At 67.6% G+C, this 23,847-nt stretch carries 30 protein-coding genes; 18 read left to right on the top strand and 12 right to left on the bottom strand.

Going from position 1 to position 23,847, the window contains the following annotated elements; genetic code table 11:
• Positions 1–5: 5 nt before the first annotated feature.
• Entirely contained in the window at positions 6–1,031 is a 1,026-nt protein-coding gene (locus AB0B91_RS46555) for a sugar ABC transporter substrate-binding protein (RefSeq protein ID WP_358335191.1), read from the bottom strand.
• A 205-nt stretch (positions 1,032–1,236) separates the two neighbouring features.
• Between AB0B91_RS46555 and AB0B91_RS46560 the strand changes: the two genes are divergently transcribed.
• Together AB0B91_RS46560 and AB0B91_RS46565 are read left to right on the top strand one after the other, a co-directional pair.
• On the top strand, positions 1,237–1,932 hold the full coding sequence (locus AB0B91_RS46560; protein ID WP_358335194.1) for a GntR family transcriptional regulator: 696 nt from the start codon (positions 1,237–1,239) through the stop codon (positions 1,930–1,932).
• Between the two features lie 68 nt (positions 1,933–2,000).
• Positions 2,001–2,495, top strand: coding sequence for a VOC family protein (locus tag AB0B91_RS46565; protein ID WP_358335196.1), 495 nt, complete (start codon positions 2,001–2,003; stop codon positions 2,493–2,495).
• Positions 2,496–2,512: 17 nt separating this feature from the next.
• On the opposite strand, the gene AB0B91_RS46570 is transcribed toward AB0B91_RS46565, so the two are convergent.
• Positions 2,513–2,923 carry a type II toxin-antitoxin system VapC family toxin gene (locus AB0B91_RS46570; RefSeq protein ID WP_358335199.1) on the bottom strand — a complete coding sequence of 137 codons (411 nt, stop codon included), beginning with the start codon at positions 2,921–2,923 and terminating at the stop codon, positions 2,513–2,515.
• Positions 2,920–3,240 (bottom strand): prevent-host-death protein, encoded by a 321-nt coding sequence (locus tag AB0B91_RS46575; RefSeq protein ID WP_358335202.1) that lies wholly within the window; start codon positions 3,238–3,240, stop codon positions 2,920–2,922. Before AB0B91_RS46575 ends, AB0B91_RS46570 begins: the two co-directional genes overlap by 4 nt.
• Before the next feature lie 127 nt (positions 3,241–3,367).
• Here AB0B91_RS46575 and AB0B91_RS46580 point away from each other — a divergent pair, with 127 nt between their 5' ends.
• The 3 genes from AB0B91_RS46580 (at position 3,368) to AB0B91_RS46590 (ending at position 5,636) form a co-directional block, all read left to right on the top strand.
• Positions 3,368–3,994, top strand: a complete 627-nt coding sequence (locus AB0B91_RS46580) for a hypothetical protein (protein ID WP_358335205.1) — start codon at positions 3,368–3,370, stop codon at positions 3,992–3,994.
• 57 nt (positions 3,995–4,051) lie between these two features.
• Positions 4,052–4,879 carry a DUF72 domain-containing protein gene (locus AB0B91_RS46585; protein ID WP_358335570.1) on the top strand — a complete coding sequence of 276 codons (828 nt, stop codon included), beginning with the start codon at positions 4,052–4,054 and terminating at the stop codon, positions 4,877–4,879.
• 76 nt (positions 4,880–4,955) lie between these two features.
• On the top strand, positions 4,956–5,636 hold the full coding sequence (locus tag AB0B91_RS46590) for a C39 family peptidase (RefSeq protein WP_358335208.1): 681 nt from the start codon (positions 4,956–4,958) through the stop codon (positions 5,634–5,636).
• 53 nt (positions 5,637–5,689) lie between these two features.
• Here the strand turns inward: AB0B91_RS46590 and AB0B91_RS46595 are convergent, their stop codons facing one another.
• Positions 5,690–6,865 (bottom strand): hypothetical protein, encoded by a 1,176-nt coding sequence (locus AB0B91_RS46595; protein WP_358335211.1) that lies wholly within the window; start codon positions 6,863–6,865, stop codon positions 5,690–5,692.
• A 122-nt stretch (positions 6,866–6,987) separates the two neighbouring features.
• Positions 6,988–7,242: a hypothetical protein gene (locus AB0B91_RS46600; RefSeq protein WP_219536981.1), complete on the bottom strand. Its 255-nt coding sequence runs from the start codon at positions 7,240–7,242 to the stop codon at positions 6,988–6,990.
• Between the two features lie 208 nt (positions 7,243–7,450).
• On the opposite strand from AB0B91_RS46600, the gene AB0B91_RS46605 reads away from it, so the two are divergent.
• Positions 7,451–8,170 (top strand): GNAT family N-acyltransferase, encoded by a 720-nt coding sequence (locus AB0B91_RS46605; protein ID WP_358335214.1) that lies wholly within the window; start codon positions 7,451–7,453, stop codon positions 8,168–8,170.
• A 62-nt stretch (positions 8,171–8,232) separates the two neighbouring features.
• Positions 8,233–9,072 (top strand): lysophospholipid acyltransferase family protein, encoded by an 840-nt coding sequence (locus AB0B91_RS46610; RefSeq protein ID WP_358335217.1) that lies wholly within the window; start codon positions 8,233–8,235, stop codon positions 9,070–9,072.
• Between the two features lie 177 nt (positions 9,073–9,249).
• Here AB0B91_RS46610 and AB0B91_RS46615 read toward each other — a convergent pair whose 3' ends face one another.
• Positions 9,250–10,107, bottom strand: a complete 858-nt coding sequence (locus tag AB0B91_RS46615; protein ID WP_358335220.1) for a glycerophosphodiester phosphodiesterase family protein — start codon at positions 10,105–10,107, stop codon at positions 9,250–9,252.
• Between the two features lie 579 nt (positions 10,108–10,686).
• On the opposite strand from AB0B91_RS46615, the gene AB0B91_RS46620 reads away from it, so the two are divergent.
• From AB0B91_RS46620 to AB0B91_RS46650, 7 genes are all read left to right on the top strand, one after another.
• On the top strand, positions 10,687–11,988 hold the full coding sequence (locus AB0B91_RS46620) for a histidine kinase (RefSeq protein WP_358335223.1): 1,302 nt from the start codon (positions 10,687–10,689) through the stop codon (positions 11,986–11,988).
• Complete coding sequence (locus AB0B91_RS46625; RefSeq protein ID WP_358335226.1) at positions 11,979–12,620, top strand: response regulator transcription factor; 642 nt, start codon at positions 11,979–11,981, stop codon at positions 12,618–12,620. Before AB0B91_RS46620 ends, AB0B91_RS46625 begins: the two co-directional genes overlap by 10 nt.
• Before the next feature lie 178 nt (positions 12,621–12,798).
• A complete protein-coding gene (locus tag AB0B91_RS46630; protein ID WP_358335229.1) occupies positions 12,799–13,605 on the top strand; it encodes an MBL fold metallo-hydrolase in 807 nt (268 codons plus the stop codon).
• A 92-nt stretch (positions 13,606–13,697) separates the two neighbouring features.
• The gene (locus AB0B91_RS46635; RefSeq protein ID WP_358335232.1) at positions 13,698–14,297 is read left to right on the top strand and encodes a PadR family transcriptional regulator; all 600 of its coding nucleotides are present in this window, start codon (positions 13,698–13,700) and stop codon (positions 14,295–14,297) included.
• A gap of 111 nt (positions 14,298–14,408) precedes the next feature.
• A complete protein-coding gene (locus AB0B91_RS46640; protein WP_358335235.1) occupies positions 14,409–14,786 on the top strand; it encodes an SgcJ/EcaC family oxidoreductase in 378 nt (125 codons plus the stop codon).
• On the top strand, positions 14,783–15,181 hold the full coding sequence (locus AB0B91_RS46645; protein WP_358335238.1) for a hypothetical protein: 399 nt from the start codon (positions 14,783–14,785) through the stop codon (positions 15,179–15,181). The genes AB0B91_RS46640 and AB0B91_RS46645 overlap by 4 nt, the downstream gene beginning before the upstream one ends.
• A gap of 10 nt (positions 15,182–15,191) precedes the next feature.
• Positions 15,192–16,157 (top strand): GNAT family N-acetyltransferase, encoded by a 966-nt coding sequence (locus AB0B91_RS46650; RefSeq protein ID WP_358335241.1) that lies wholly within the window; start codon positions 15,192–15,194, stop codon positions 16,155–16,157.
• On the opposite strand, the gene AB0B91_RS46655 is transcribed toward AB0B91_RS46650, so the two are convergent.
• The 3 genes from AB0B91_RS46655 to AB0B91_RS46665 all read right to left on the bottom strand — a co-directional run bounded on the left by AB0B91_RS46655 (position 16,144) and on the right by AB0B91_RS46665 (position 18,888).
• Positions 16,144–16,530: a Rieske (2Fe-2S) protein gene (locus tag AB0B91_RS46655; protein WP_358335244.1), complete on the bottom strand. Its 387-nt coding sequence runs from the start codon at positions 16,528–16,530 to the stop codon at positions 16,144–16,146. The two genes, AB0B91_RS46650 and AB0B91_RS46655, sit on opposite strands and share 14 nt — an antisense overlap.
• Positions 16,531–16,567: 37 nt before the next feature.
• Entirely contained in the window at positions 16,568–18,076 is a 1,509-nt protein-coding gene (locus tag AB0B91_RS46660) for a HAMP domain-containing sensor histidine kinase (RefSeq protein ID WP_358335247.1), read from the bottom strand.
• A 140-nt stretch (positions 18,077–18,216) separates the two neighbouring features.
• Positions 18,217–18,888, bottom strand: a complete 672-nt coding sequence (locus AB0B91_RS46665) for a response regulator transcription factor (protein WP_358335250.1) — start codon at positions 18,886–18,888, stop codon at positions 18,217–18,219.
• A 123-nt stretch (positions 18,889–19,011) separates the two neighbouring features.
• Between AB0B91_RS46665 and AB0B91_RS46670 the strand changes: the two genes are divergently transcribed.
• Positions 19,012–19,452 carry a hypothetical protein gene (locus tag AB0B91_RS46670; RefSeq protein WP_358335253.1) on the top strand — a complete coding sequence of 147 codons (441 nt, stop codon included), beginning with the start codon at positions 19,012–19,014 and terminating at the stop codon, positions 19,450–19,452.
• Between the two features lie 48 nt (positions 19,453–19,500).
• On the opposite strand, the gene AB0B91_RS46675 is transcribed toward AB0B91_RS46670, so the two are convergent.
• Positions 19,501–20,577, bottom strand: a complete 1,077-nt coding sequence (locus AB0B91_RS46675; RefSeq protein WP_358335256.1) for a hypothetical protein — start codon at positions 20,575–20,577, stop codon at positions 19,501–19,503.
• 107 nt (positions 20,578–20,684) lie between these two features.
• Entirely contained in the window at positions 20,685–21,080 is a 396-nt protein-coding gene (locus tag AB0B91_RS46680) for a hypothetical protein (protein WP_358335259.1), read from the bottom strand.
• Positions 21,081–21,343: 263 nt separating this feature from the next.
• Between AB0B91_RS46680 and AB0B91_RS46685 the strand changes: the two genes are divergently transcribed.
• On the top strand, positions 21,344–21,880 hold the full coding sequence (locus AB0B91_RS46685) for a peptidylprolyl isomerase (protein WP_358335262.1): 537 nt from the start codon (positions 21,344–21,346) through the stop codon (positions 21,878–21,880).
• A 66-nt stretch (positions 21,881–21,946) separates the two neighbouring features.
• Complete coding sequence (locus tag AB0B91_RS46690; protein WP_358335265.1) at positions 21,947–22,819, top strand: rhomboid family intramembrane serine protease; 873 nt, start codon at positions 21,947–21,949, stop codon at positions 22,817–22,819.
• Positions 22,820–22,852: 33 nt separating this feature from the next.
• Here AB0B91_RS46690 and AB0B91_RS46695 read toward each other — a convergent pair whose 3' ends face one another.
• The gene (locus AB0B91_RS46695; RefSeq protein ID WP_214635368.1) at positions 22,853–23,098 is read right to left on the bottom strand and encodes a cell division protein CrgA; all 246 of its coding nucleotides are present in this window, start codon (positions 23,096–23,098) and stop codon (positions 22,853–22,855) included.
• 142 nt (positions 23,099–23,240) lie between these two features.
• Here AB0B91_RS46695 and AB0B91_RS46700 point away from each other — a divergent pair, with 142 nt between their 5' ends.
• Positions 23,241–23,846, top strand: coding sequence for a class E sortase (locus AB0B91_RS46700; protein ID WP_358335268.1), 606 nt, complete (start codon positions 23,241–23,243; stop codon positions 23,844–23,846).
• Position 23,847 lies beyond the last annotated feature (1 nt).

Consider the following 23,847-nt stretch of genomic DNA (forward strand, 5'->3'; position numbering starts at 1 on the left):
AGCTCCTAGCTCTTGCAGGTGAGGTACTGGCTGTCGAAGGCCTTGCGCAGCTCTTCGGTCTTCGCCTGCCGTTCGGCGTCGTAGCTGCCGACATTGGCCTTGGTGACGACGAAGGAGCCGGAGTCGACGGCCACTCCCGGCTTGCTCATCGTGCAGCCGCCGGCCAGCTTCATCAGCGCGTACGAGCCGACGGACGCCTGGCCGACCGGGTTCTGCAGCACCGTGCCGGCGACGGAGCCATCCCGGATGCCGGCCAGGATGGTCGCGTCGTCGTCGATCGCGATCACCTTGATCGGCAGCTTGGCCTGCTTGACGCCGTCGGCGGAGGCGACCGCCGGGTTGTAGGCCGTGTTGACGATGCCCTGCATCTCGGTGCCCTTGGCGGCGAGCAGGTCGGCGACGGCCTTCTGCGCGCTCTGCAGGTCCTTGTCGACGTCGGTCACCGTCTGCAGGAGCTTGACCTTGCCACCGGTCTCATCGACCGCCTTCTGCACGCCGGCGATGCGGCGCTGGGTGTTGGAGTCGACCTTGTTGCCGGTCAGGTGCACCAGGTTGCCCTTGCCGTCCATGGCCTGGATCGCGGCCTGCGCGGCCTTGTACGCGGCCTGCTGGACATCGGTGGACAGACAGAAGGCGGCCTTGTCGACGTCCCCGGCCGGGCACGAGCCGAGGGAGGCGGTCGGGTAGCCCTGGCGCGTGAGGTCCTCGAAGGTGGCGTTGATGTTCTCCGGGGAGACCCCGAAGACGCCGAAGGCGTTGTAGCCCTGGGCGGCGAGCGACTTGAGGACGTCGTTCTGCTTGGTCTGATCCCAGTCGGAGGTCTCGTTGAAGGTGACGTCGCCCAGGCCCAGGTCGGTCTTCACCTTGGCGCCGGTCGCCTTCCATGGCTGGAAGTAGGGGTGTGCACCGCCCGGGACCAGGGCGATTTTGACCTGGTCGGGCTTTCGGGTGGTCGCGCCGGTCGCCGCGTCGTCGCTCTTCCTCGTGCAACCGGCCATGGTGCCGACGGCGAGCGCCAGGAGGGCAGCCACTCCGCCGATCCTGGTCAATGGTCTTTGCTTCATGACCGCGCCTCTCGCGACATCATCGATCCTATAGGATATTTCATGGATGTATAGCGACTGGTGATTGACCCCGTCAAGGGGCACTTTGGGGGTATTCAGGGGCCGGAAATCGTGCATCGTGCGTGATACGCTGCAGCGGAGTGGATGACGTCCAGCGGCGTGGGGAGCAGTGATGGCCAGAGATCGAGTCGGCGGCGCGGCCGGCAGCTCGGCGGAGTCGATGATCGCTCCGCTGCCCAGCCGCCAGTCCCTGACCGACGACGTCTACGAGGCGATCAAGACTCTGATCATGGATCATGTCATCGCCCCGCAAGCCCGGCTGAGCATCGATCAACTGGCCCGCGACCTGCGCGTTTCGTCGACTCCGATCCGCGAGGCACTGATCCGGCTGGAGTCGGAGGGCCTGGCCCGGAAGGAGGCGCTGCGCGGCTACTCCACCACGCCGGTCCTGACGCCCGACGAGGTCAAGGAGCTGTTCGAGTTCCGTACGGTCATCGAGCCCTGGGCCGCGGCACGAGCCGCGCAGCGACGCGACGCCGCCAGTCTCGCCCGCCTCCAGGCCGAGGTGGACTCCGTCGACACGCTTCCGACCGGCGACACCTACCAGGCATACCGCGAACTGGCCGGCCACGACGAGCGCTTCCACCGGCAGATCGCCGAACTGTCCGGCAACGACCAACTCCTGCAGGCGTTCGTCCGGACAAACTGCCACCTGCACCTGTTCCGCCAGCGCTACAGCACGCGACTCGGGTCCGCCACCATCGCTGAGCACCAGGACATCGCCGCCGCCATCGCGGCCGGCGACGCCGAGCTCGCTCGGGCGGCGATGCTCACCCACCTGCGGCGAGCCCAGCAGCGCCTCATTTAACGGAACAAATCATTCCGTTCCGCTAGACTGGCAGAGGTGAACGGCCCTTAACGCAAAGGACGAACCTCATGGCAACCAACCTGCCCGCCGTCCCCGAGGGATACCACACCGTCACCCCCTGGATCGTCACCAAGGACACCGCCGGCCTCCTCGACTTCATCAAGGACGCGTTCGACGCCGAAGAGCTCAGCCGTGTCGAGGTGGACGGCGGCGCGATCGGCCACGCCGAGGCGCGGATCGGCGACTCCATCGTGATGATGTTCGACTCGCCGTTCCCGATCGAGACCCCGGGACTGCTGCGACTCTACGTGGCCGACGCGGACGCGGTTGTCGAACGCGCGGTGCAAGCCGGGGCCAGCGTCGTCACCCAGCCAACTGAGCTGTTCTGGGGCGACAAGGTCGGCCGCGTACGCGACCCGCTGGGCAACATCTGGTGGCTCCAGGAACGCGTCGCCGACCTGACCCCGGAACAGATCGGCGAACGGGCCGGCGACCCGAAGTACACCGAGGCCATGACCTACGTCCAGTCAACCCTCGGCCCGGCCCTTCGCGCGCCCCAGTAGCGGCCGTACAGCACGTCTCACCGCGGGTGGGTGACTGGAGCCACGGTGAGCAGGTGGTCCAGGCCTTTGAAGTCCTTGGGGTTGCAGGTGTAGAGGGGCAGCCGGTTCGCGATGGCCACACAGGCGATCATCAGGTCCGCTGTTCGGGGGCGGGGTTTGCGGCCTGAGGCGATGACGGCGGTCCACAACTGGCCGTACTCACGGGCGGCTGTGTCGTCGAAGGGCAGGGGGTCGAATTCGGCCTCGGCCGTCTGCAGGATCTTCATGCGCTGGGCGAGTTCTTGTGGTTCCGTCGCTACCAGCACGCCGACCGACAGCTCCGCCGTGGTGATGGCGCTGATCATCATCTCCTCGGGTAGTTCGTCGGGGTCGATTCCGGCGCGCAAGATGAGGATGTTGGTGTCGAGCAGGCCTTGAGCGTGGGTCATCCCTCGTCCTCTGCGGACTCGCCTCTGCCGAAGGCGCGGTCGTAGGGGTCGTAGAGATCGTCGTTCACGTGGCGATCCATGTCCTCGCGATATTTCCGGTCGTCCAGCCGCGGCATGCCGCGGGATACGGCGGCGAACTCGGCCCGCGAGACGGCTCGGCGCCGACGGCGGAGAGGGATCAGGTCGCCGATGTGATGGCCGTTACGCGTAACGGCGTATCGCTCGCCACGTTCCAGGCCATCCATGATCTCCGCTGACCGGTTACGCAGGTCTCGCTGGGAGATCTCGTGAGAGTGGTCGGGTTCAGGAGTGCTCACCCATCGAGCTTACAATGGCGTGCTATTTGGTGCTACTGAGTGGCACATATCGTGCAGCAATGCCGGCGTCTGTGTCAGGTTTGTGGATGTTGTGCAAATAGCGTGAAGCTATCGATCAAGGTGTGGTGTGGCCGCTCGCTGGGGCATCACACTGCACGTCATGGTGTTCTCCGCGAGGAAGGCTCCTCGTTGGTGGAGGGTGCCGGCCCTCATGACATTTACCGGCTGGCTGTTCCTGGCTGCCACCTACTACCTGTTCATCCCGGCCTTTCACGCGATTGGGCGGTTCATCTGGCTGGTGATCGGTTTCGGGTGGGTGTGGGCGGCTCTGTGGACCTTCACCGCCGTGATCGCGTACATCTCCATCGCGTCGTACGTCCGAGCCTTCGCCGGGTTGGTTCTCGCGGTTGTCATCGGCACCTTTCTGTGGAACACCGACTGGCCCATCGCCAGCGTGAAGAGCATGATCTGGCTTCGTCGAGGGGCCTTCGCCGAAGTCGCCGCCGCCTATGAGAGGGATCAGCCTGTCGCGGTGCCCGCGTGGATGAGCTCTCTGGCCGTGGACGGAGAGGTGCAAGCCCAAGAGAACGGGCTCTACTTCCCGGTGTTCGTGGATCCGTGGCGGGCTGAAAGTGGTGTCGGGTTCGCATACATTCCGGGTACGGCAGATTCTCGAAGGCTGCTCCAAACGGCGGCCGGCGATCTCGGTGCCCCGACTCGGGATCTCGGTAACGGCTGGTGGTGGATCGAGTGAGGCTCAGACGCTGTGCAAGGTAGCGTCGGGGTCATGCGGCTTCATGTGGGATGCGCGATGTGGACGCACGTGCCATGGCAGGGGCGCTTTCTGCCTCATCCGCTTCCGCCCGGGGAACGCCTGCGCGCCTATGCGAGCTGGTGTAACGCGGTTGAGGGCAATACGACGTTCTACGCGACACCGGCGAGGAGCACGGTGGAGTCGTGGGCCCGGCAGACCGCGCCCGATTTCCGGTTCGTGGTCAAGTTGCCCAAGTCGATCACGCACGAGCGCCGCCTTACCGGTATTGATGAGGAACTCCGGTCGTTCCTGGAGGCGGTTGAGCCGCTCGAATCGCGAGCTCACGCGCTCTGGGTCCAATTGCCGGGGTCGTTCGGTCCGACCGAGCTCGGCACCCTGGCGGCCTTTCTTCGGCAGCTTCCCCGCTCCTACAGGTACGCCGTCGAAGTTCGGCACCGTGCGTTCTTCGATGACGCGCGATCCGTACGGCTGCTCGAAAGCGTTCTCGCCCGCGCTGAGGCCGAATGGGTGCCGTTCGACACCACCACCCTCTTCCAGAGCCCCCCGACCAGCGACGCCGAACGAGATGCGTGGACGAAGAAACCGCGCGTGCCCCGCCGGTCGTCCGCACTCACAGACCGTCCGATCGTTCGCTACCTCGGCAGGGACGCCACGGAGCGTACGGTCGAGGGCTGGCGGCAATGGGTCGGTACGGTTGTCGAATGGCTGCGCGAAGGGCGCTCGCCGACCGTGTTCGTGCATACCCCGGACAACGCCGACGCCCTCATGCTCGCCCGGCGGTTCCACGATGAGGTGCGGAGCCGGCTGCCCGAGATCGAGCCGCTGCCTGAGCCCCTGCCGAACGAGCCGCTGACCCTCTTCTGACGGGCTATTTGCGGATCTTTGTCCAGATCAACTACGGTCCTTGACCACTGTCAGCATTCATGTGCGGAGTGATCAAGTGAAGAAGTGTAAGACGGGAACCAGCATCGCCCTCACCATGGCAGCGACCGTGGGCGCCCTGCAGTTCACCGCTCTGACACCGGCCTACGCGTCCCCCACCCCCTCTCCGAGCGCGACCGCGTCCCCCACACCGTCCCCGACTGCCAAGGGGCTCTTCACGCCCCCGCGCTACCAGCTCTCGCTCAAGGGGCAGCGGCAGCAGACGAACTATTACTGCGTGCCCGCCTCGTCGTCGATGAGCCTGTCGAGCTTCGGCGTCAGCGTCAGCCAGGCCACCCTGGCCAAGAAGATGAAGACCACGATGTCGGGTACCAAGGGCGCGAACGCCGTGCCGGTCATCAATGCCTACGTCAAGTCGCGCGGCTACAAGTACACGATCCCCACCGACGCGGACGGGAACCCCGGAGTGCTCATGAGCCGGGTGTCGGGGAACATCGGCGACCTGCACCGAGCGCCGGTGATCGCCGTGTGGATGGAGCAACTGCCCTGGAACAAGGGCAAGGTCAAGGGCACCAAGATCGGCCATGCGATCATCGCCTACGGCTACGACAGGACCAAGGGCACGATCACCGTGTACGACCCGTGGAAGCCGACGGGTGGCTCCCACACCCTCAGCGCCTCGGCCCTGGCCAAGGTTATCCAGCCGGGCGGCAACATGTACTACGTATCCAAGCTCTGAGTTGAGCGGGCGGGCATCGCCGCGGTCCGGCAAGCGGACCGCGGCGATATGGCTCAGCCTGTGTAGTCGGTGGTATGGGTGTCGCCGGTCGGCCACAAGTACTTGCCGTTGTCGGCGGTCGAAAAGGCGGTGTTGCCGTCGCCTGTACGTGCCTGGATGAGATTGTTGCGCCAGGTGGAGCCGCGAGCCGATCCGCCCCAGATGTTGCCGTACAGAAAGCCGTACAACTGATCGAGTTCGGCCGAGAAGACGTTGCCGGTGACGGTGATGTTGGTCGCGTTGTTCACGTCGCCGATGTGCAAGGCATAACCCCAGCCGGACACATAGTTGTTCGTGACCGAGATTTTGTCGTAGACGCCGCTGCCCTGCATGGCCAGAGCATTGGTATTGCCCAAGGAGGCCAGGGTGTTGTGGTCGACGATCATGGGACCGCCATTGCCTTCACTCTGCGGGCCGATGCCGTCATGGTGATAGACGTCATGTGACGTATCAGCCATGTCATGAATGTAATTGTTCGTCCAGGTCGACGGGCGTCCCGGGAAACCCGTCACCATCTCCAGGCCCGCATTTCCCCAGATGTCGTTGTGGTCCATGACCGCGACGGCTTCCTTCATCGTCGTGGCCAACTGCCACGATTTGTCGAAAGGCGTGCCCGGCGTGGTATGGGATGACGAGACGGTGCCGTCGTTGCCAGGAGGCATCGAATAGGAGCTGGGCTTGAGCGTCGAATACAGGAACTTGACGTTGGTGTCCGAGTAGATCTGAATGAGATTGTCATTCGGATCGGTGCCCTCGAACAAGCAGCCGACGAACGTAAGATTATCGCCGTAGATAATCACCTTCAGCGCCAGGAAACGCGTGAAGGAGATGACGCTGTTGTCGGGATAGCGCAGCGTCAACGGCTTACTGGCACTCATGTTCGCGGCATAGTCGGTGAGCTTGCCCGGGTACGCGCCCAGGCCCAGTCCACCGGCGTTGGCCGGAGTGTTGGCATAGCCGGTGTTCGAGAAGTCCGGCCAATACCCGGAACCGTCGTTGGGCCGTGCGTCGACGGCCGCGACGCTCTTGGCCGGTACGGATACGCGAGATTCGGCGCCGGCGGTGGAGGCGGATGCCATCAGCGCGAAAGCGGCCGTGACGGCGACGGTCGCGCGGATGAGAGGAGAACGGCGGAGTTTGGATAAGGCTCCGCGAGATGATGTCTTGATGTCGTGCTCCGATGTGGTCAAGACTCTCGTGCGGCTCAGGAGTGGCCACGCGTGACCGGGACGTTATCAACCTTCACAAGAGCCGTCAATAATCGCGCTCTGCGACTAGTCAACCGCCTGCGGTAACGCCGCTTTCCCCTGCGCTATATGGATTTCACCCACGAACGAGCCTTGTTGATGGGCATGGCGAGCTCGTCCTGCACCAGGCGTACGGCTTCGTCTTCGTCGCCGCGCACCTTGAGCTGGCGAACGCGACCGGTGATGTCCATGGCACGCATCGGATCCGTGTACTTGTGTATGCGTCGTTGCCGCAGGACCCTGACCAGCTGCACCACCCAAACAATGATGAAGCCGATAAAGAGTCCGCCGAAGATGAGATGGATCGCCGTATCCAGCACGGTGTGATCATAAGATGGGCCGTCGGCTCCCAGGAGTTTCGGCGCGGGCATTCGCCCAGCTCACACCGAAGCTTTGCTTTTGATGGGGTCCGGGGTGACCGCCCGAGGTTCACCGTGCGGACGCCTGGCTGCCCCCGATGGGAGACTCCACCGTCATTTCGGCATGTCGACATGGTCGCGAGACGCTTTCAGGGAAGGACCCGCGCCCATGACGATCGCTCTTGACACCGGCCGCTACACCGTTGGCATGGCCACGAGCGCTGCCGACGTACAGGCCGCGCAACGGCTCCGGCACCAGGTCTTCGGCGAGGAGATGGGGGCGCGGCTCGACAGCCCGGTCTCCGGCCTCGACGTGGACAGGTTCGACGCGTACTGCGACCACCTCCTGGTCCGCTACGACGACGAAGTGGTCGGTACGTACCGGCTGCTCCCCCCAGGGCGGATGGACCGGCTGTACGCCGACGCCGAGTTCGACCTGGCCAACCTCGCGCCCATCAGGAAGAACCTGGTCGAGGCGGGTCGCACCTGCGTGCATCCCGATCACCGAGGTGGCGCGGTGGTCGGCCTGATGTGGGCGGGCATCGCCCGCTACATGGTGAACGGCGGTCACAAGTGGCTGGCCGGTTGCTGCTCGGTACCCCTCGATGACCGGGGCGTGCTCGCGGCCGGTGTCGTCGAACGGGTGCCGCTGGGTCCGGTGGAGTACCGCGTAACGCCGCGCGACCCGTGGCGACGGGGCCGGGGCGTGGTCAGTTCGGACAGGTTCGTCCCGCCTGCTCTGCTCCGCGGCTACCTGCGGCTGGGCTCCTGGGTGTGCGGGGCGCCCGCGCATGACCGTGACTTCGGCACCGCCGACTTCTTCGTCCTGCTCTCGATGGACAACGTGAACGCCCGCTACCTGCGGTACTTCCTCGGAGAGCCGTTGTGAGCGGCACTCCTTTGGAGATCAACCCATGGCTCCGGATGGGCCCGTGCTCCCCCGCTGCCTGCGTGGACGCCCCGGCCGTCGCCGTCAGCCCCGTTCACCGGGTGGCGCGGCTCCTCGCCACGCTCCTCGTCCTGCTCGCGGGCCTCTCGATCTCCCTCGCGGCCTGTCGGGCCCGTACGGCGTGGCGGGCGGAGATCACGAAGACGTGGGCGAGATTGCTGCTGCGCGCGCTCGGCATCAGGGTCAAGACCACGGCCGGCGACGCGTACTTCGCGCAATCGCCGGTGTCCCCAGCCGCCCCGGGAGCGCTGCTCGTGGCCAACCACGTCTCCTGGCTCGACCCGCTGGTCATGGCGGCCACGGTGCCGTCGCGCCCGCTGGCCAAGCGGGAGATCGGCGAATGGCCGCTCGTCCGTACGCTGGCGGCGGGCTCCGGCGCGCTGTTCATCGACAGGGAACGACTCTCCGCCCTCCCGTCGGCCGTCGCGACGGTCGCGAACGCCCTCAGAGCGGGCGACACGGTGGTCGCGTTCCCCGAGGGCACGACGTGGTGCGGGCGCGGAATGGGGGAGTTCCGCCCGGCCGTCTTCCAGGCGGCGATCGACGCGGGCGCCGAGGTGCGCCCGGCGGTGCTGCGCTACCGCGAGGGAGAGTCGACGTCGACCCGCGGCTGTTATGTCGGAGACGACTCGCTGCTCGCCTCCCTCCTGCGGGTGACCGCGACCCGGGGCCTGGTCGTCGAGGTGACCCTGTTCGCTCCCGTACGACTCACGCCCACCGGAAGGCGACATGAGGCCCGCGCCACGCTGGCCAGAATCGCCGAGGCGCACGTACGTAGCGGTGCCGTCGAGGCCTCTCCGCGCCGCCCGCCTGCAGCTCACCGACGCGTTCCAGCCCGATAAAACGCCACATATCGTACGGCCAGCATGGGCCGGCCCCACCCGCCGCACCTGGCCCGGCCCCCTCCAGGGAAACGCTCCTCCGGTTCACGGGGCTGGGCGCCGTGACGTGCGCATCCTTGACCCCGGCCACCCCCTGGTTGCCCGTCGTCAGCAGACCACGGGCAACCCGGGGCCGCTCTATCGAGCCAAGGACGTAAGAGTGTCGGGCTTGTTGGTGATGATGCCGTCCACCCCATAGGCGATGAGGCGGCGCATGATGTCGGGATCGTCCACCGTCCAGGCGAAGACCGCCATCCCCAGGCTGTGGACGCGCCGGACGTACTGCGCCGAGAGGTTGCCATACGGTGTGTTGATATGGCTGGCATAGGCCGCCAGCTTCGGTAGGTCCGCGACGGATGGTGTGCCGAGCAGGCCGATGGGCACCTCGGGCAGGTCGCGGTGGAATGTCCGCATCGATGCCCAGCTGAACGATTGCACGACCAGCCGGCCGGGGCTCAGCCACGAGGTGTTGCGCCGCAGCTCGTCGGCGATGCGGCCTTCGATGCCCGGGTAGAGCGCGGGTTCCTTGATCTCCAGGAGCAGGCTGAGTCCGCTGCCGTTCATCTCGTGCAGCGTCTCTTCGAGCGTCGGAACGGGCTCGCCGTCGTACTTGTCGGCGAACCACGACCCCGCGTCCAGCCTGCGGATCTCCGCGAGCGTGAAGTCCCCGACCCGCCAGGGCGCCCGGTCGGGGAAGATCCGCTCGGCGTCCGTGGTGCGGGACAGCGTCGTGTCGTGCATCAGGACCAGCTGGTGGTCCTTGGTCTCCTGCACGTCGAGTTCGAACGAGTCGGCTCCCAGCTTTCCGGCCAGTTGGAAGGCGGTGATGGTGTTCTCGGGCGCGTACGCGGAGGCTCCGCGATGCGCGACGGCGGTGACGTCGGAGGCTTCGCGATGGGGAGTGGTCGTCGACGGCGATACGGCGGAGGCTGTCGGGGTTACGGCGGCGAGGGCGGCGAAGGAGATGACGACGATTGCTCCGAGTGGGCGGAACATGGGGCTCCTCGGGCTTGGGGAAGCAGCCGGCAATCCAAACTTGACAACCACGTGTGACGCGAAGTTGAGGGAAGGGCAACTCGCTGATGCCGGGAGGATGAGCATTGGGACACCGGGCTATCTCGTCAGGCGTCCCCCGCCCACGACGTGCTCCTGAGGCTCCAGCACGGCTTCGGGCAGCCGTTCCGGAGCGGCATCGGCCGGGTCGACGACGCGGCCTGTACGGGATGCTGCGCGCTGACCGCCACACGTGGATGAGATCGGGGAGGGCGACGTCTCGTCGATGGCCACATGGAGTCCCGATCCCGGCAGGACCGCGATCGATGGGTATGTGGCCTCCAGCATCCGGCGCCTCGCGGGCCTGTACTGGATCTCGACCATGGTTGCCCTCCGTGAGCGGACAAGTACCTGTCGTAACGGAAGCTTTCCCGGCTCGGCGGTCCGCCACGCCTGCCGCCCCACTTTGGCGATCCCCTGTGTGCGGGCTGGTCGGCGTTGTCCCGCCCGCGCTGGAGGTGGTGATGCGAGGTAGACCCAGCACTACTGCCTGCCCGCCCACCAGCGGATACCGTCGATCGCGTGTTGACGAGGACCGCGCTGGAAGCGCTGACTCAGCGGCCGCCGGCCTTCCTGCGGTCCGCCTGGCCGTGGCGCTCATTGGCGTACCTGCTCGCCGGTGCGGTGCCGGGTCTCGTGGTCTTCGCCGTCGTGGCGAACGGGCTGCTCTTCCGTCTGCCTCTGGTGGTGATCGCTGTCGTGCTGGCCGTGGTGGTGCTGGGCAGGCCCCTGGTGGCCCGCTTCGAGCGGCTGCGGCTGAGACTGGTGGACAGTGCCCCGCTTCCGGAGACGACTGACCGGGTTAGGCGGGAGATGGTGCTGACCCTCGTCACGGTGTTCGGGCTGTGGTGGATCGACCTGGTGGTGGTCGGGTTCACCACCGGCGGGCCGGTCGTCCTGATCCTGTCTCCTGTCGTCCAGCCCGATCCGACCGGGCTCGTCGCCGGGGTGGCCGCGCTGGCGGGGGTGCTGCTGCTGCCGGTGGCCGCGTACACGATCACCGCCTGGGCCGGCGCCCGAGGTGCCATGGTCCGGGCGATGCTGGCCCCGCCCGAGCTGAACGAGGTGGTCAGGTCGCGCGCCCGGCTGGTCGACGCGTTCGAGGCCGAGCGCCGCAGGATCGAGCGCGACCTGCACGACGGCGCCCAGCAGCGGCTCGTCGCCCTGTCGATGACCCTCGGCCTGGCCCGGCTGGACCTCGCCGACGACGACCCGGCCGCCAAACTGGTCGAACGTGCGCACGACCAGGCCAAGCAGGCGCTGGCCGAGCTGCGCGAGCTGATCAGGGGCGTACACCCGCAGGTGCTGACGGACCGCGGCCTGCCCGCGGCCGTACGCGACCTGGCCGGCCGCTCACCCCTCCCCGTCAACGTGCACATCGACCTGACCCCCTACGCACGTGAACGTGAGAGACCGGCACCTGGGAGATCAGCGTCCGGGGGACCGAGGTCTGAGGGACGGCCGTCTGGGGGACCGACGTCTGGGGAGTCGGCGTCCGACGGATCGGCGTTCGGGGAGCCGTCACTTGAGAAACCGGTCAGGCTGCCTGTGGCCGTCGAGGCCACCGCCTACTACGTGGTCGCCGAGGCCCTCGCGAACGTCGCCAAGCACGCCCGGGCCACGAAGGTCACGATCAACGGTCACCTGGAGAAAGACAGGCTGGTCGTCGAGATCCACGACGACGGATGCGGCGGCGCCGACCCGGCCAGGGGGACCGGGCTCACCGGCCTGGCCGACAGGCTCGCCGTGGTCGGCGGGAGACTGTCTCTGTCCAGCCCGGTGGGCGGCCCGACCCTGATGCGAGTGGAGATCCCGTGCGCGTAGTGATCGCCGAGGACGCCGTCCTCCTGCGCGAGGGCCTGGCCGGGCTGCTCGAACGCTTCGGCCACACCGTCGCCGCCGCGGTAGGCGACGCGTCCGCGCTGGTCGAGGCCGTGACGGAGCACCGGCCCGACGCGGTGGTGACCGATGTGCGGATGCCGCCCGGGTTCGCGGACGAGGGCCTGCGGGCCGCGCTGGAGCTGCGCGGGAAGGACCCGGGGCTGGCCGTGCTGGTGCTCAGCCAGTACGTCGAGCAGACGTACGCGGCCGAGTTGCTCGACTCGGAAGGCGGGGCCGGCATCGGCTACCTGCTCAAGGATCGCATCGGTGACGTGCGCGAGTTCGTCGACGCGCTGGATCGGGTGGCGGCGGGTGGCACGGTCGTCGATCCCGAGGTGGTGCGCCAACTGCTGAGACGCCGCCGCGATCCCCTCCAGCGGCTAACCCCAAGGGAACAGGAGGTGCTAGCGCTGATCGCCGAGGGCCGCTCGAACGCCTCGGTCGCGCGGGAACTGTTCGTCACGGAGGCCGCCGTGGCCAAACACATCGCAGGCATCTTCACCAAGCTGGACCTGCCACCAGCGCCCGACAACCACCGCCGGGTACTGGCCGTACTGGCGTATCTGCGGGGCTGATCAGGCCGCGACCTTCCACCTCCCGGCCGAGCGCCCCGGCCCACCGCCCGCCGGCTCACCAGTCCGCCGCGAGCGCGTGCTGGACTTCGGTGTCGATCATGGCCGGAAAGTCCTATGCCAGGTCGCGTTCCTAAGTAGAGTTCTAGCAGCGTCCCGACATGAGATTCAGGATCGAGCGATGAACGAGCAGTGGCGGGAAATCGGCGACCGGGTCTACGTCCGGCGTCACAAGTCATTCGACATGAACGTCGGCCTGATCGTCGGAGACGGCCACTGTTTAGTGCTCGACACGCGCGTCTCCCACCGCGAGGCCACCGACCTGATCGAGGCGATCAGGCGGATCACCGCCAGCCCGTGGACGGTCGTCAACACCCACTCCCACTTCGACCACTACTTCGGCAACGCGATGTTCCTGCCGGGCGAGATCTGGGGTCACTCCAGGTGCGCCGAGGAGATCGAGCTGCACGGCGAGCAGCAGCGGGCGACCTGGATCGAGCTCCTGCCCGGAGACCGGCGGGCGGAGCTGGAAGAGGTGGAGATCGTCCCACCTGACCACACGTTCACCTCCACGGCCACGCTCGACATCGGCGGCCGGGCCGTGCATCTGCGCCACTTCGGGCTCGGCCACAGCAGCAACGACATCGTCGCGCACGTACCCGACGCCGGGGTGGTGTTCGCCGGTGACCTGATCGAAGAGGGCGCGCCACCGGCCTTCGGCGACTCCTACCCGCTCGACTGGCCCGTCACGGTCGCCGCGATGCTGGCCGAGCTGCCCGAGCAGGTGATCGTGCCGGGGCACGGCGCGGTGGTCGATCGTGCGTTCGCCCTCGCCCAGCAGGCCGAGCTGGTCGCCGTGGCCGAGCTCGCCACGCGGGCGCACGTGGAGGGCCTGCGCGACCTCATCACCCGCTTCCCGTACCCGGAGGACGTCGCCAGGCAGGCCATCGAGCGGGCCTTCCTGCAGCTCGACAGCCAACTGGCGTAGCCAAAGCCGGGACAGCCGGCTGGCGTAGACGAGGCCTGGACAGCCGTGTTGCCTTCTTCTATATTGCATATTGCACTATAGAAGGAGGCATCATGGCACGACGCCATGACCTGGTGGGGCTGACAGTGCTCGCCATGCTCTCGGTACGTGCCAGCCATCCCTACGAGCTGCACCGCTTCATCATCGACACGCACAAGGACTACGTGACCGGGCTGCCGCGCAGCCTCTACCACGCGGTCGAACGGCTGGCCAAGGACGAGCTGATCGTGCCCGCGAAGACCGACCGCGAAGGCCGCCGACCCGAGCGGACGGTCTACGAGATCACCGACGACGGCCGCCAGGAGCTGGCGACAAGGCTGCGCAGGCTGGTGGAGCAGCCGGACCCCGACCGGCGCACGCTGGTGGCCGCCGTATCCCTGCTCGGCGCGCTGGAGGTGCCCGACGCCAAGCGGGCACTACGCACGCGTACGGCCTCCGTCGAGGGGACGATCAGCGGGATCGACGCGCACCGGCGGGCGATGGCCGACAGCGGCCTGCCGGAGATCCTCATGCTCGAACTCGAATGCGAGCAGGCTCTCTACACGGCCGAGCTGGCCTGGTTGCGCGACGTGCTCGACCGGCTGGACAAGGGCGAGCTCGACTGGACGGGCACGGTCAGGCAGTCGCTGATGGAGCAAGCGCTGGAAAGTTGAGTGGCCGCCAGGGTGCGCCAACACCCCAGCGGCCGGAAATCCGAACAAGGCGCCTGCCCTGTCCAGGACTCGCAGTCTCAGGATAGGCGCCGCGACGACAGGAGCTGTGCCATGTCCACTGAGATCAAGAACCTTCTCACCAGGCTCACCGAAACCTGGAACGCCGGCGACGCCACGGCCTACGCCGAGCTGTTCACCGAGGACGCCGACTACATCACCTTCTTCGGCCTGCACCTCCAGGGCCGGGAGGCCATCGAGGTCACCCATCGGCAGCTCTTCCAGAGTCCCATCAAGCTGACCGGAGGCGGCGGCGAGCCGTTCATCAAGCCGCTGGGAGACGGCGTCGCACTGGTGATCTCCGGTGGCGGCTCCACCGTCGAAGGGCGGCCCGACCCGAGCCGCGATTCGATCGTCACCTTCACCGCCGTCAGCACGCCCGGCGGCTGGCGCTTCGCCTCGTTCCAGAACACCCGGGTGAGCCGGCCATGAAGCGAACACTGCTGGCCGAGGCGTCCGGGGTGGTCGAGGCGCCGCCCGAACGCGTGCGCGAGGCACTGGTCAAGAGCCTGCTGCCCGACGGCGTGCCGGGCGAGGGCCGGTTCACCGTCGAGGACCTGCCGGGCCACACCTTGACCGTCGAGGTCACCGACCGCTCGATCGCCTACCAGGGCGGCTGGTGGTATCGGGGCGAATGGTCGTATTCCAGGCACCCGCAGGGCACCCTCGTCGTCCACCAGGTCTACAACGTCGCCGAGCGGCTGCGCTGGGCCGTACCGCTGGCGAACCGGCTCTTCATCGGCTTCGACGACGCCACTCGCGAGGGGTTCGCCAAGGGGCTTGCCCAGATAGGAGAGGACTTGGGGTGCTCCGTGCGCCTCGCCTAGGCTCCAGGCCATGAGTCTGGAATGGGCACCCCTGGACGAGGACGACGCCGGCCGACTCGCCGAGCTGGCCGCCGCGATCGAGGCCGAGGACCGGACCGGCGAGCACTTCAGCCTCGAAGACGTCATAGGACACCTGGCGAACCCGATGCTCGACCTGGCCGAGGGCACGCTCGCGGCCAGGGACGGGCAGCGGCTGATCGCGTACGGCTACCTGCCGGTCAAGCAGGTGCGTGACGGCGTGCACGCGATGTTCCTCCGCGCCGGAGTCCACCCCGCCTTCCGTGGGCGGGGACATGGCGGGCGGGTTCTCGACTGGGCGATCGAGGTGGCGCCGAAGCTGCATGAGCGGGCCTACCCCGGCAAAGGGCTGGAACTGCAGACCGGAGTCCTCCAGGAGAACACCGCGGCGGCGGAGCTGCTCGAACGCAAGGGCTTCGCCGCCACGCGCTGGTTCTCCCAGATGCACCGCGACCTGTTGGGGGAGCCGCCCCAGGTGCGGGTGCCCGATGGGATCGACTTCGTCACGTACACGCCGGAATTCGAGGAGGCCGCCCGGCGGGTGCGCAACGAGTCGTTCCGCGACCACTGGGGCAGCGGGTTGCACACCGCGGAGAGCTGGCGGCACAACATCACCGGCAGCCACGGCTTCCAGCCCGAATCGTCCTTCGTGGCCCGCGCGGGGGACGAGGCGGTCGCCATCGTGATGACCCGTCACCACGAGGCGGCCACGGCCGCGACCGGTGTGCGTACGGCCTGGATCGACATCATCGGCACGCTGCGGGAGTGGCGCGGTAAGGGAGTGGCGGCCGGCCTGATCGCGCACGCGCTCGCCACGTTCAAGGAGCAGGGGTACGACCGGGCGGGCCTGAGCGTAGACGCCGACAACCCCACGGGAGCTGTCGGCGTCTACACCCGCGCCGGGTTCGAGGTCTACCAGCGCGCTACGGCGTACTCACTGACGATCATGCCAGCGTGATCTTGCCCTTCACCAGCTTGATCTTCTTAGAGGCGAGCGCACGCTTGGCCGGGCCGCGGACCACCTTGCCCGTGGTGGCGCTGAACTGGCTGCCGTGACACGGGCAATGGATCTTGCCGCCGCTGACGCTGGCCACCGTGCAGCCCTGGTGGGTGCATACGGCGCTGAAGCACTTGAAGACGCCCTTCTTCGGTTGGGTGATCACGTACTTGCCCTTAACGATCTTTCCCTTGCCGACCGGGATGCTCTTGGCGCTGGCCAGAACCGGACCGGCGGCCTCCTCTTCCGCCTCGGCGGGTTGTGCCCACAGGAAAACGACTCCTGCTGCGCCCGCGGCGCCACCTCGGGTGATCAGTGCACGACGTGTGAGCATGATTGCCTCCTTCAACTATCCACACGCTGAGAAGTGGCTAGTGGTTCAGGGGAAATCTTGCGATAAATCCGCCCTCTTCGGCGATGAGCGTGCCGCCATGCAGCGATGCGATGTCCCGCGCGATCGGCAACCCGAGCCCGGCGCCGCCGACATCCCTGGCCCGCGCCTCGTCCAGCCTGGTGAAACGGTCGAACACCGCCTCCCGCTGCCCCTCCGGGATCCCTGGCCCGTCGTCGAGCACGCGGAGCACGGCCTGGCCGTCCTCCCCGTGCACCCGCACCTGTACGACCGTCGCGGCGTGCCGTACCGCGTTGTCGACCAAGTTGGTCACCAGGCGGGCCAGGTGCGCGCGCGACCCCTGGAAGACCACGTCGGGCTCGACGTCCAGCTCCATCCGCAGCTCCGGTCGCCGCTTGATGCGCACCGACTCCTCCGCCGCGACCTGGCCGAGATCGAGGTCGCCCGTACGCAGCGGCTCACCCGCGTCGAGCTTGGCCAGCAGGAGCAGGTCGGCCGCCAGCGACTGGAGACGGTCCACGTCGGCGAGCGCCTCGGCAGTCAGATCGCTCGGTTCGGCCAGCTCCAGCCGGGCCCGCAGCGTGGCGATCGGGCTGCGCAGCTCGTGCGCCGCGTCGGCGACGAACCGCTTGTGCGTCTCGACGGCCGTCTCCAGCCGGTCGAGCGTGCCGTTCACGGTGGTCGCCAGGGCGGCGATCTCGTCGCCCGACCGGGGTACGGGCACCCGCTGGTGCAGGTCGCGGGCCGTGATGTCGGCCACCTTGGCCCTGATGGCCGCGACCGGGGCGAGCGTGCGGCCGACCGAGAACCAGGTCATGCCCGCCACCACGAGCAGCAGCGCGGGCACGCCGGGCAGGAGGGCGCCGTTGAGCGTCGCCAGCGCCTGGTCGGCACCGGCGAGCGAGGCCCTGGCCCAGAGCATCCCCGATCCGCTGGACGTCGACACGGGCATGCCCGCGACGGCGAACGCGTCATCCTCCGCCCAGCTCCCCACCGGCATCGCCCGCGCGGCCGTGACCACGACATCCATATCGGCCATCCGCACCACACCATCCGAGTCGGCCGTCCGCCCGGTCAACATGTCGCCGTAGGTACGGACCTTGCCGGCCGTGGCGGGTTCGCCGCAGGTGCGGGCTGGGCCTGTCGCGGTGGGTTCGCTGGACGTACGGACCTTGCTGGTCGCGGTGGGTTCGTCGGGCGTGCGGACCGGATCGGCCGCGGTGGGTTCGCTGGACGCATGGACCTTGCTGGTGGTGGGTCCGCCGCAGGTGTGGGCTGGGCTGGTCGTGGCAGGTTCACTGAATGTGCGCACCAGGCCGGTCGTGGTCTGGCCGGGTTCGACGCTCAGCGCGATGGTCTCCGCGTACGGCGCCGCGGCCACGGCCTTCCTGGCCGCCTCCTCGTCCGCGCTGCTCAGCAGACTGCCCCGCAACGCCATCACCAGCACGAGGGCCGCCAGTCCCAGCGCCACGGCCACCACCAGCGTCGCCGCCGCGGTCGCGCGCAGCCGCACGGACGCCAGCCCCATCGGCAGCCGCCCCGCGAGCCGCTCAGAGACCGATCCCGTCAGACGCCTCCATCGCGAAGCCACGCGATCCCGCCCCGAGGTTCGCCGAGCCCGCCCTAGAAGCCGGGCCCGCGCTGAGGCCAGATGAGCGCGCCGCGAGGTCATGTCGCCTCCAACCGGTACCCGGCGCCACGCACCGTCACCAAGGTCGTCCTGCCGAACGGTTGGTCGATCTTCCGGCGCAGCGCGCTGATATACACCTCAACGATGTTCGGATCGCCGTCATAGGCGAAGTCCCACGCCTGCGCCAGCAACTCGCTCTTGGACACCACCTCGCCGGCCCGCCGCGCCAGCCCATGGAGCACCGCGAACTCCTTCGGGGTCAGCGCGATCTGCACCTCCCCCCGGCGGCAGCGCAACCCGGCCGGATCGACGACCAGGTCGCCGACCGTGATCGTCACCGGCCGCTCGTGCCCGCCCCTCCGTACCAGCGCGCGCAGCCTGGCCAGCAGCACCACGTACGAGAACGGCTTGGCCAGGTAGTCGTCCGCGCCCGTGTCGAGCGCCTCGGCCTCGTCGTAGATGCCGTCCTTGGCGGTGAGCATCATGATCGGTGTCCAGTTGCCGGCCTCGCGTAATCGGGAGCACACCGTGTAGCCGTTCAGCCTGGGCAGCATCACGTCGAGCACGATCACGTCGTACGCGTTCTCCGAGGCCATCCAGAGCCCGTCGCGCCCGTCGTAGGCCACGTCGACGGCGAACCCCTCGCCGGCCAGGCCGCCCTTGACCAGATCGGCCAGCCGATGTTCGTCCTCCACCAGTAGCACTCGCACACCGGTCAGAGTGCCGCACATCACCTAAAGCCAACCTGAAGATCGTTTCGGCTGTCTTCAGGATCACTTCAGGTACGGCGGGCCAGGCTCGGGGCGTCCGATCGTTTCCAGCAAGGAGATTCCATGTTCAAGCGACGTCTCGCGGTACTCGGCGCGGTGGGCGTGCTCGTGCTCACGGCCCTGGGCGGATCCGCGATGGCCGACGAGGCCCCGTCGACGGCCCCGGGCACCAAGGTGACGTGTACGACGAGCGACGGTAAATCCATCGAGTTCGCGCGGGCGACCGCCGTGGCGGTGCCCGGTGAGGGCACCGCCACGGCGGAGGCGCCTGACGGCATCGCGGTCACCCGCACCGACGACGGCCAGATCGCGATCAAGGCGGTCGAGAAGGGGGAGGTCTTGGAGGCGGTCCCGGCCATGCCCGCCACCCCCGCCGACGACGAGGGGTTCACCGCCGCCGAGCCGACCAGCGGCGCCGTGAAGCTGGAGAGGGCCACCGCCCAGAAGGCGGAGGACGGCGGTACGCCGCTCGAGACGATCACGGTCAACTGTGAGTCGAAGTAGGTGAGGCCGCGCCCGCCGTAGCACCGGGGGTTTACGGCGGGCGCGCGCTCACTCGGGGAACGACGGGTGCGGCCCCAGAGCCCAGTACTCGAACAGGCCGTGCCCCACGAGCCCGTCGTACTCGAAACGCCCCACGGCGTCGACCATCCCCCACATCTTGGCCGCGTCGTCAGGCAGTGTGTACGTGACTCCCTGCACGACCGGCCCGGGACCCTGGTACATCCCGTGCTTCCAGTCCGGCTCCAGGCCGTAACCGGTGCCGACCATGAGGTGGACCGGCAGCACGGGCGTGCAGCGCACGTCGAACGCCTTGCCGCCCGGCGGTGAGAACGTGATCGTGGCCTCGACGACGTCACGGGTGCCGGGGGCGTAGACGGGGTGGTACTCGGGCCGGCCCAGGTACTCCTCCTCGCGCCCGTCGGACCAGACCCGGGTGGCCTCCTCCAGCACCCGGCGGCCCTTCTCGTCCTCCTGGACGATGCAGAGGATCGCATGGTCGTCGAACCTCATGGGCGCGTACAGCCAGTAGAAGGTGCCCGCGTTCTTCGTCTGGATGCCCGGCGGCTCGGGCTCGCCAACGGGCCTGATGCCCCAGGAACGGTCGCGGGCGCCCTGCCACCGATCCGGGGTGACCGGTATGTCCACGTCGTCGATGCGGATGTGGCCGGACCAGAGCCCGGTCTGCGCCAGCCGAATGGAGTCGAAGATGACCCGCTCCTGCCAGCGGACGAAGTGCCGTGGCTCGAGCGTCGCCGGGATCGTGCCCTCCCAGGTGAGATCGAAGGACAGGCCATGCTCGTTGGGCTCCAGGATGATCTGGAGCCGTTTGAGCCCTTCGATGACCTTCACCTGGAACGGGCCGATCTCGGTGTTCATCCGGTCGGCGCCGAGCTCGCGCGAGGCTCGGACGACGCGGTGCAGGTTCCCGTAGCGGACGCAGGCGAAGGCGTCGGTGACGCCCAGGTTCGGGTACTGGCCGGCGCCGACGAGCAGCATGAGCTCGTCGGTGCCCGCGTGGCAGTTGAAGTAGTAGCGGTCGTAGAAATTGCGGTCGGAGGTCGCCACGTGCCGCATGACCTGGGCCGCCTGGTGGATGGGGTAGTCGTCGAGCGGGGACAGCGCCATGTCGCTCGTTGTAGCAAGCGCTTGGTATAGGCGTCAACAAGGAAGCGCACCCAAAACGCCAAGTGCGCCCCCCGCTCGATCGAGCGGGGGGCGCACCTTCGTGCGGATCATGACATCTTGCGCGATGTCTCATCCGCCTTGTCGGACACCGTGGACGCCATCCCTTCGGTGGCGCCCGCGGCCTTGCCTGCCGTGTCGTCGGCCCAGCGCGACGCGTCCGAGGCCGAGTCCTTCATGTGATCGGTCCACTGCTGGGCGTTACGCCGGTAGAACAGATAACCGATCGTGCCCACGGCGAGACCCGTCATCAGGATCATGACCGGCCACTGCCGCGACCTGCGCGGCGTGGGATCGATCTTGTCGGCCGCGGTGGCCAGCATCGCGCTGACCTTGGGGGCGAGCTGATCCTCGACCCGATGCGCGGCCTCTTCGAGCCTCGGTGCCGCCCAGTAACGGGCGTCTTCGATGCGCTGGGCGGTGACCACCTTGGCCTGATCCGCCATCGGCGCCATTTGCCGGCCGGTTCGTACGGCCCGGGCCTTCATACGGCCCATCCACGTGGGTGGGACAACAATGACCACGCGGCTCTTTCTCCGTGTCAGGGACACAACGACCTCCCCTGCTTGATGGGGCCCCGAGCCTGACCTGCCCGTAGCGGCGCGGCTCAATCATGGCCGTCCATGGCAGGATGGCTCCCGAGGCCTACGGCCGTCGTCATCAAATCACCAGAAAACCAACCTTGTGCATAGAGGGGGGCTGCTGTCTCGTGGCCGAGAAACTGATCGCAAATCTGCAGACAAATCGCGGAAATATCAAGATAGAACTCTTCCCCAACCAGGCACCCAAGACGGTCCGCAACTTCGTCGAGCTCGCCGAGGGCGGCCGTGAGTGGACCCACCCGGGCACCGGCGAGCGGAGCACCGGCCGTTACTACGACGGCACGATCTTCCACCGGGTGATCCCCGGCTTCATGATCCAGGGCGGTGACCCGCTGGGTGAGGGCATCGGCGGGCCGGGCTACGACTTCGACGACGAGATCCACCCGGATCTCTACTTCAACCGCCCTTACCTGCTGGCCATGGCCAACGCCGGCATCCGGTTCGGCAAGGGCACCAACGGTTCGCAGTTCTTCGTCACGGTCGTGCCCACGCCGCATCTCAACGGCAAGCACACCATCTTCGGAGAGGTGATCGAGGGCCAGGACGTCGTCGACGCGATCGCCAAGACGCCGACCGGCCAGCGCGACAAGCCGAAGGACGAGGTGGTCCTGGAGTCGGTCACGATCGAGCGCGTCCAGGGCTGACCAGAGCGCACGGGGCGGGCTGCAGAGGCTAGCGCGGCAGTGTCGCGCAGGCCGTAGGCTGCGGTCATGACCAGCCAGCCGCCCAGCCCGCCCCCGCAGCCCGAGCAGCCCGCGGAGGCCGTGCCGACGTGCTACCGGCACCCGGGGAAAGAGACCTGGGTCCGTTGCCAGCGCTGTGAGCGCCCCATCTGTCCCGACTGCATGCGCGACGCCGCAGTGGGCTTCCAGTGCCCCGAGTGCGTGGCCGAGGGCAATCGAGGGCTACGGCAGGCGCGGTCGGCCTTCGGCGGCACCGTGGTCGACACCCCATACGTGACGTGGGCGCTCCTGGCCCTCAACGTGCTCGTCTTCGGCGCCCAATACCTGACGGGCAACGTGGTCACCGCGGAGCTGGCCATGCGGCCGTACGAGGTCGTCGCGCAGAATGAGTATTACCGGCTGCTCACCTCGGCGTTCGTCCACGACGGGCCGTTCCACATCCTGTTCAACTGCTGGGCGCTCTACGTCGTCGGCCCCTACCTGGAGCGGGCCTTCGGGCGTACCCGCTACCTGGGCATCTACCTGATCAGCGCGCTGGGCGGCTCGGTGCTCGGCTACTGGCTCGACCCGATCGACCACTTCACGGTGGGCGCGTCGGGGGCGATCTTCGGCCTGTTCGGCGCCGTGTTCGTGGTGGGGCGCAGGCTGAACATGGACGTACGCGGCATCGCCGTGCTGATCGTGATCAACCTAGTGATCACCTTCGTGGTCCCAGGCATCAGCTGGACCGGCCACATCGGCGGACTGATCACCGGATCGGCCCTCGCCGGGGCCCTGGCCTACGCTCCCAAGAGCAACAGGACCCTCTGGCAGGTGCTGACGATCGTGGGAGCGCTGGCCATCCTCGTCGTGCTCGTGGCCGTCAGATCCTCGGCCCTCTTGAGCGGCGTCGCGGGCTGACTTCCCCAGGGTGTGGAAAAACTGTGGAAAAAACTAACGCCAGCGGGTGGAAAGCACCACCCCGAAGATGATGAAAACAAACCCGATCAGCAGATTCCAGTTATGGAGATCGCCGATGAAGGGCGCGCCGGGAGCCACGTAGTAGATGGCTATCCACAGGATGCCGATGATCCACGACACCACCATGGTGGGCGCCAGCCAGCGGGGGCTGACCGTGACCTGCTGGGACTTCTGCGGCGGCGTGTAAACCGCCTTCTTGCGAGCCTTGGACTTGGGCACTGGAAACTCCTGCTGGGCGCCTGGGCATCCGGATTGTCCACAGGCTATTCGTTGAGCGTAGTTGAAGCGTGCCCAGGATAGTCGCCACGCGCACGAGATGGCGATCCCCGGCCGCCGGTTGGGGCGCGCTTACGCTGAGTGAGTGAGGGCCGTGCTGCGGGCCGCGGGGGAGCTGACCATCACCGCGGGCCTGATCCTGTTGCTGTTCTGCGCCTACCTGCTCTGGGGGACGGGCGTCTACACCCAGCGCATGCAAGTGCAGTTGCAGCAGGAGCTGGGGGAGAGACATGCGCTCCCGAAGATCGAGCTGGGCCGGGCCATGGCCATGCTGCGCATCCCGAGGCTCGGGCGCGATTACCACTACGCCGTGGTGGAGGGCGTGGACACCGAGCATCTGAAGAAGGGCCCGGGCCACTACCCCGGCACCGCCCTCCCCGGACAGATCGGAAATTTCGTCGTATCGGGGCATCGGACCACGTATTTGGCGCCGTTCAACCGGATCGACCAGCTCAAACGCGACGACGAGATCATCATCGACACCGCTGAGGCCCGCTACACCTACCGGGTGACCTCGCAGCACATCGTGGAACCCGACGAGGTGGACGTGCTCAGCCCGGTGCCCGGCAAGCCCGATGCCAGGCCCACCAGAGCCTTCATCACGCTGTCGACCTGCCACCCCGAGTACTCCGCCGCCCAGCGGCTCATCGTGTCCGGAGTGCTGAAGAACACCGAACTCAGGAAGGAATGAC

The organism is Nonomuraea sp. NPDC049141 (assembly GCF_040648415.1).
In the GTDB taxonomy this organism is placed as follows: domain Bacteria; phylum Actinomycetota; class Actinomycetes; order Streptosporangiales; family Streptosporangiaceae; genus Nonomuraea.

What these genes read in the sequence shown, in the direction of transcription:
- AB0B91_RS46565 (WP_358335196.1), top strand. Translation starts at nt 2,001, where the DNA reads ATGGCAACCAACCTGCCCGCCGTCCCCGAGGGATACCACACCGTCACC.
- AB0B91_RS46560 (WP_358335194.1), top strand. Translation starts at nt 1,237, where the DNA reads ATGGCCAGAGATCGAGTCGGCGGCGCGGCCGGCAGCTCGGCGGAGTCG.
- AB0B91_RS46605 (WP_358335214.1), top strand. Translation starts at nt 7,451, where the DNA reads ATGACGATCGCTCTTGACACCGGCCGCTACACCGTTGGCATGGCCACG.
- AB0B91_RS46585 (WP_358335570.1), top strand. Translation starts at nt 4,052, where the DNA reads ATGTGGACGCACGTGCCATGGCAGGGGCGCTTTCTGCCTCATCCGCTT.
- AB0B91_RS46655 (WP_358335244.1), bottom strand. Translation starts at nt 16,530, where the DNA reads ATGCTCACACGTCGTGCACTGATCACCCGAGGTGGCGCCGCGGGCGCA.
- AB0B91_RS46690 (WP_358335265.1), top strand. Translation starts at nt 21,947, where the DNA reads ATGACCAGCCAGCCGCCCAGCCCGCCCCCGCAGCCCGAGCAGCCCGCG.
- AB0B91_RS46660 (WP_358335247.1), bottom strand. Translation starts at nt 18,076, where the DNA reads ATGGGGCTGGCGTCCGTGCGGCTGCGCGCGACCGCGGCGGCGACGCTG.
- AB0B91_RS46640 (WP_358335235.1), top strand. Translation starts at nt 14,409, where the DNA reads ATGTCCACTGAGATCAAGAACCTTCTCACCAGGCTCACCGAAACCTGG.
- AB0B91_RS46650 (WP_358335241.1), top strand. Translation starts at nt 15,192, where the DNA reads ATGAGTCTGGAATGGGCACCCCTGGACGAGGACGACGCCGGCCGACTC.
- AB0B91_RS46570 (WP_358335199.1), bottom strand. Translation starts at nt 2,923, where the DNA reads ATGACCCACGCTCAAGGCCTGCTCGACACCAACATCCTCATCTTGCGC.
- AB0B91_RS46680 (WP_358335259.1), bottom strand. Translation starts at nt 21,080, where the DNA reads ATGGCGGATCAGGCCAAGGTGGTCACCGCCCAGCGCATCGAAGACGCC.
- AB0B91_RS46615 (WP_358335220.1), bottom strand. Translation starts at nt 10,107, where the DNA reads ATGTTCCGCCCACTCGGAGCAATCGTCGTCATCTCCTTCGCCGCCCTC.
- AB0B91_RS46670 (WP_358335253.1), top strand. Translation starts at nt 19,012, where the DNA reads ATGTTCAAGCGACGTCTCGCGGTACTCGGCGCGGTGGGCGTGCTCGTG.
- AB0B91_RS46645 (WP_358335238.1), top strand. Translation starts at nt 14,783, where the DNA reads ATGAAGCGAACACTGCTGGCCGAGGCGTCCGGGGTGGTCGAGGCGCCG.
- AB0B91_RS46675 (WP_358335256.1), bottom strand. Translation starts at nt 20,577, where the DNA reads ATGGCGCTGTCCCCGCTCGACGACTACCCCATCCACCAGGCGGCCCAG.
- AB0B91_RS46635 (WP_358335232.1), top strand. Translation starts at nt 13,698, where the DNA reads ATGGCACGACGCCATGACCTGGTGGGGCTGACAGTGCTCGCCATGCTC.
- AB0B91_RS46630 (WP_358335229.1), top strand. Translation starts at nt 12,799, where the DNA reads ATGAACGAGCAGTGGCGGGAAATCGGCGACCGGGTCTACGTCCGGCGT.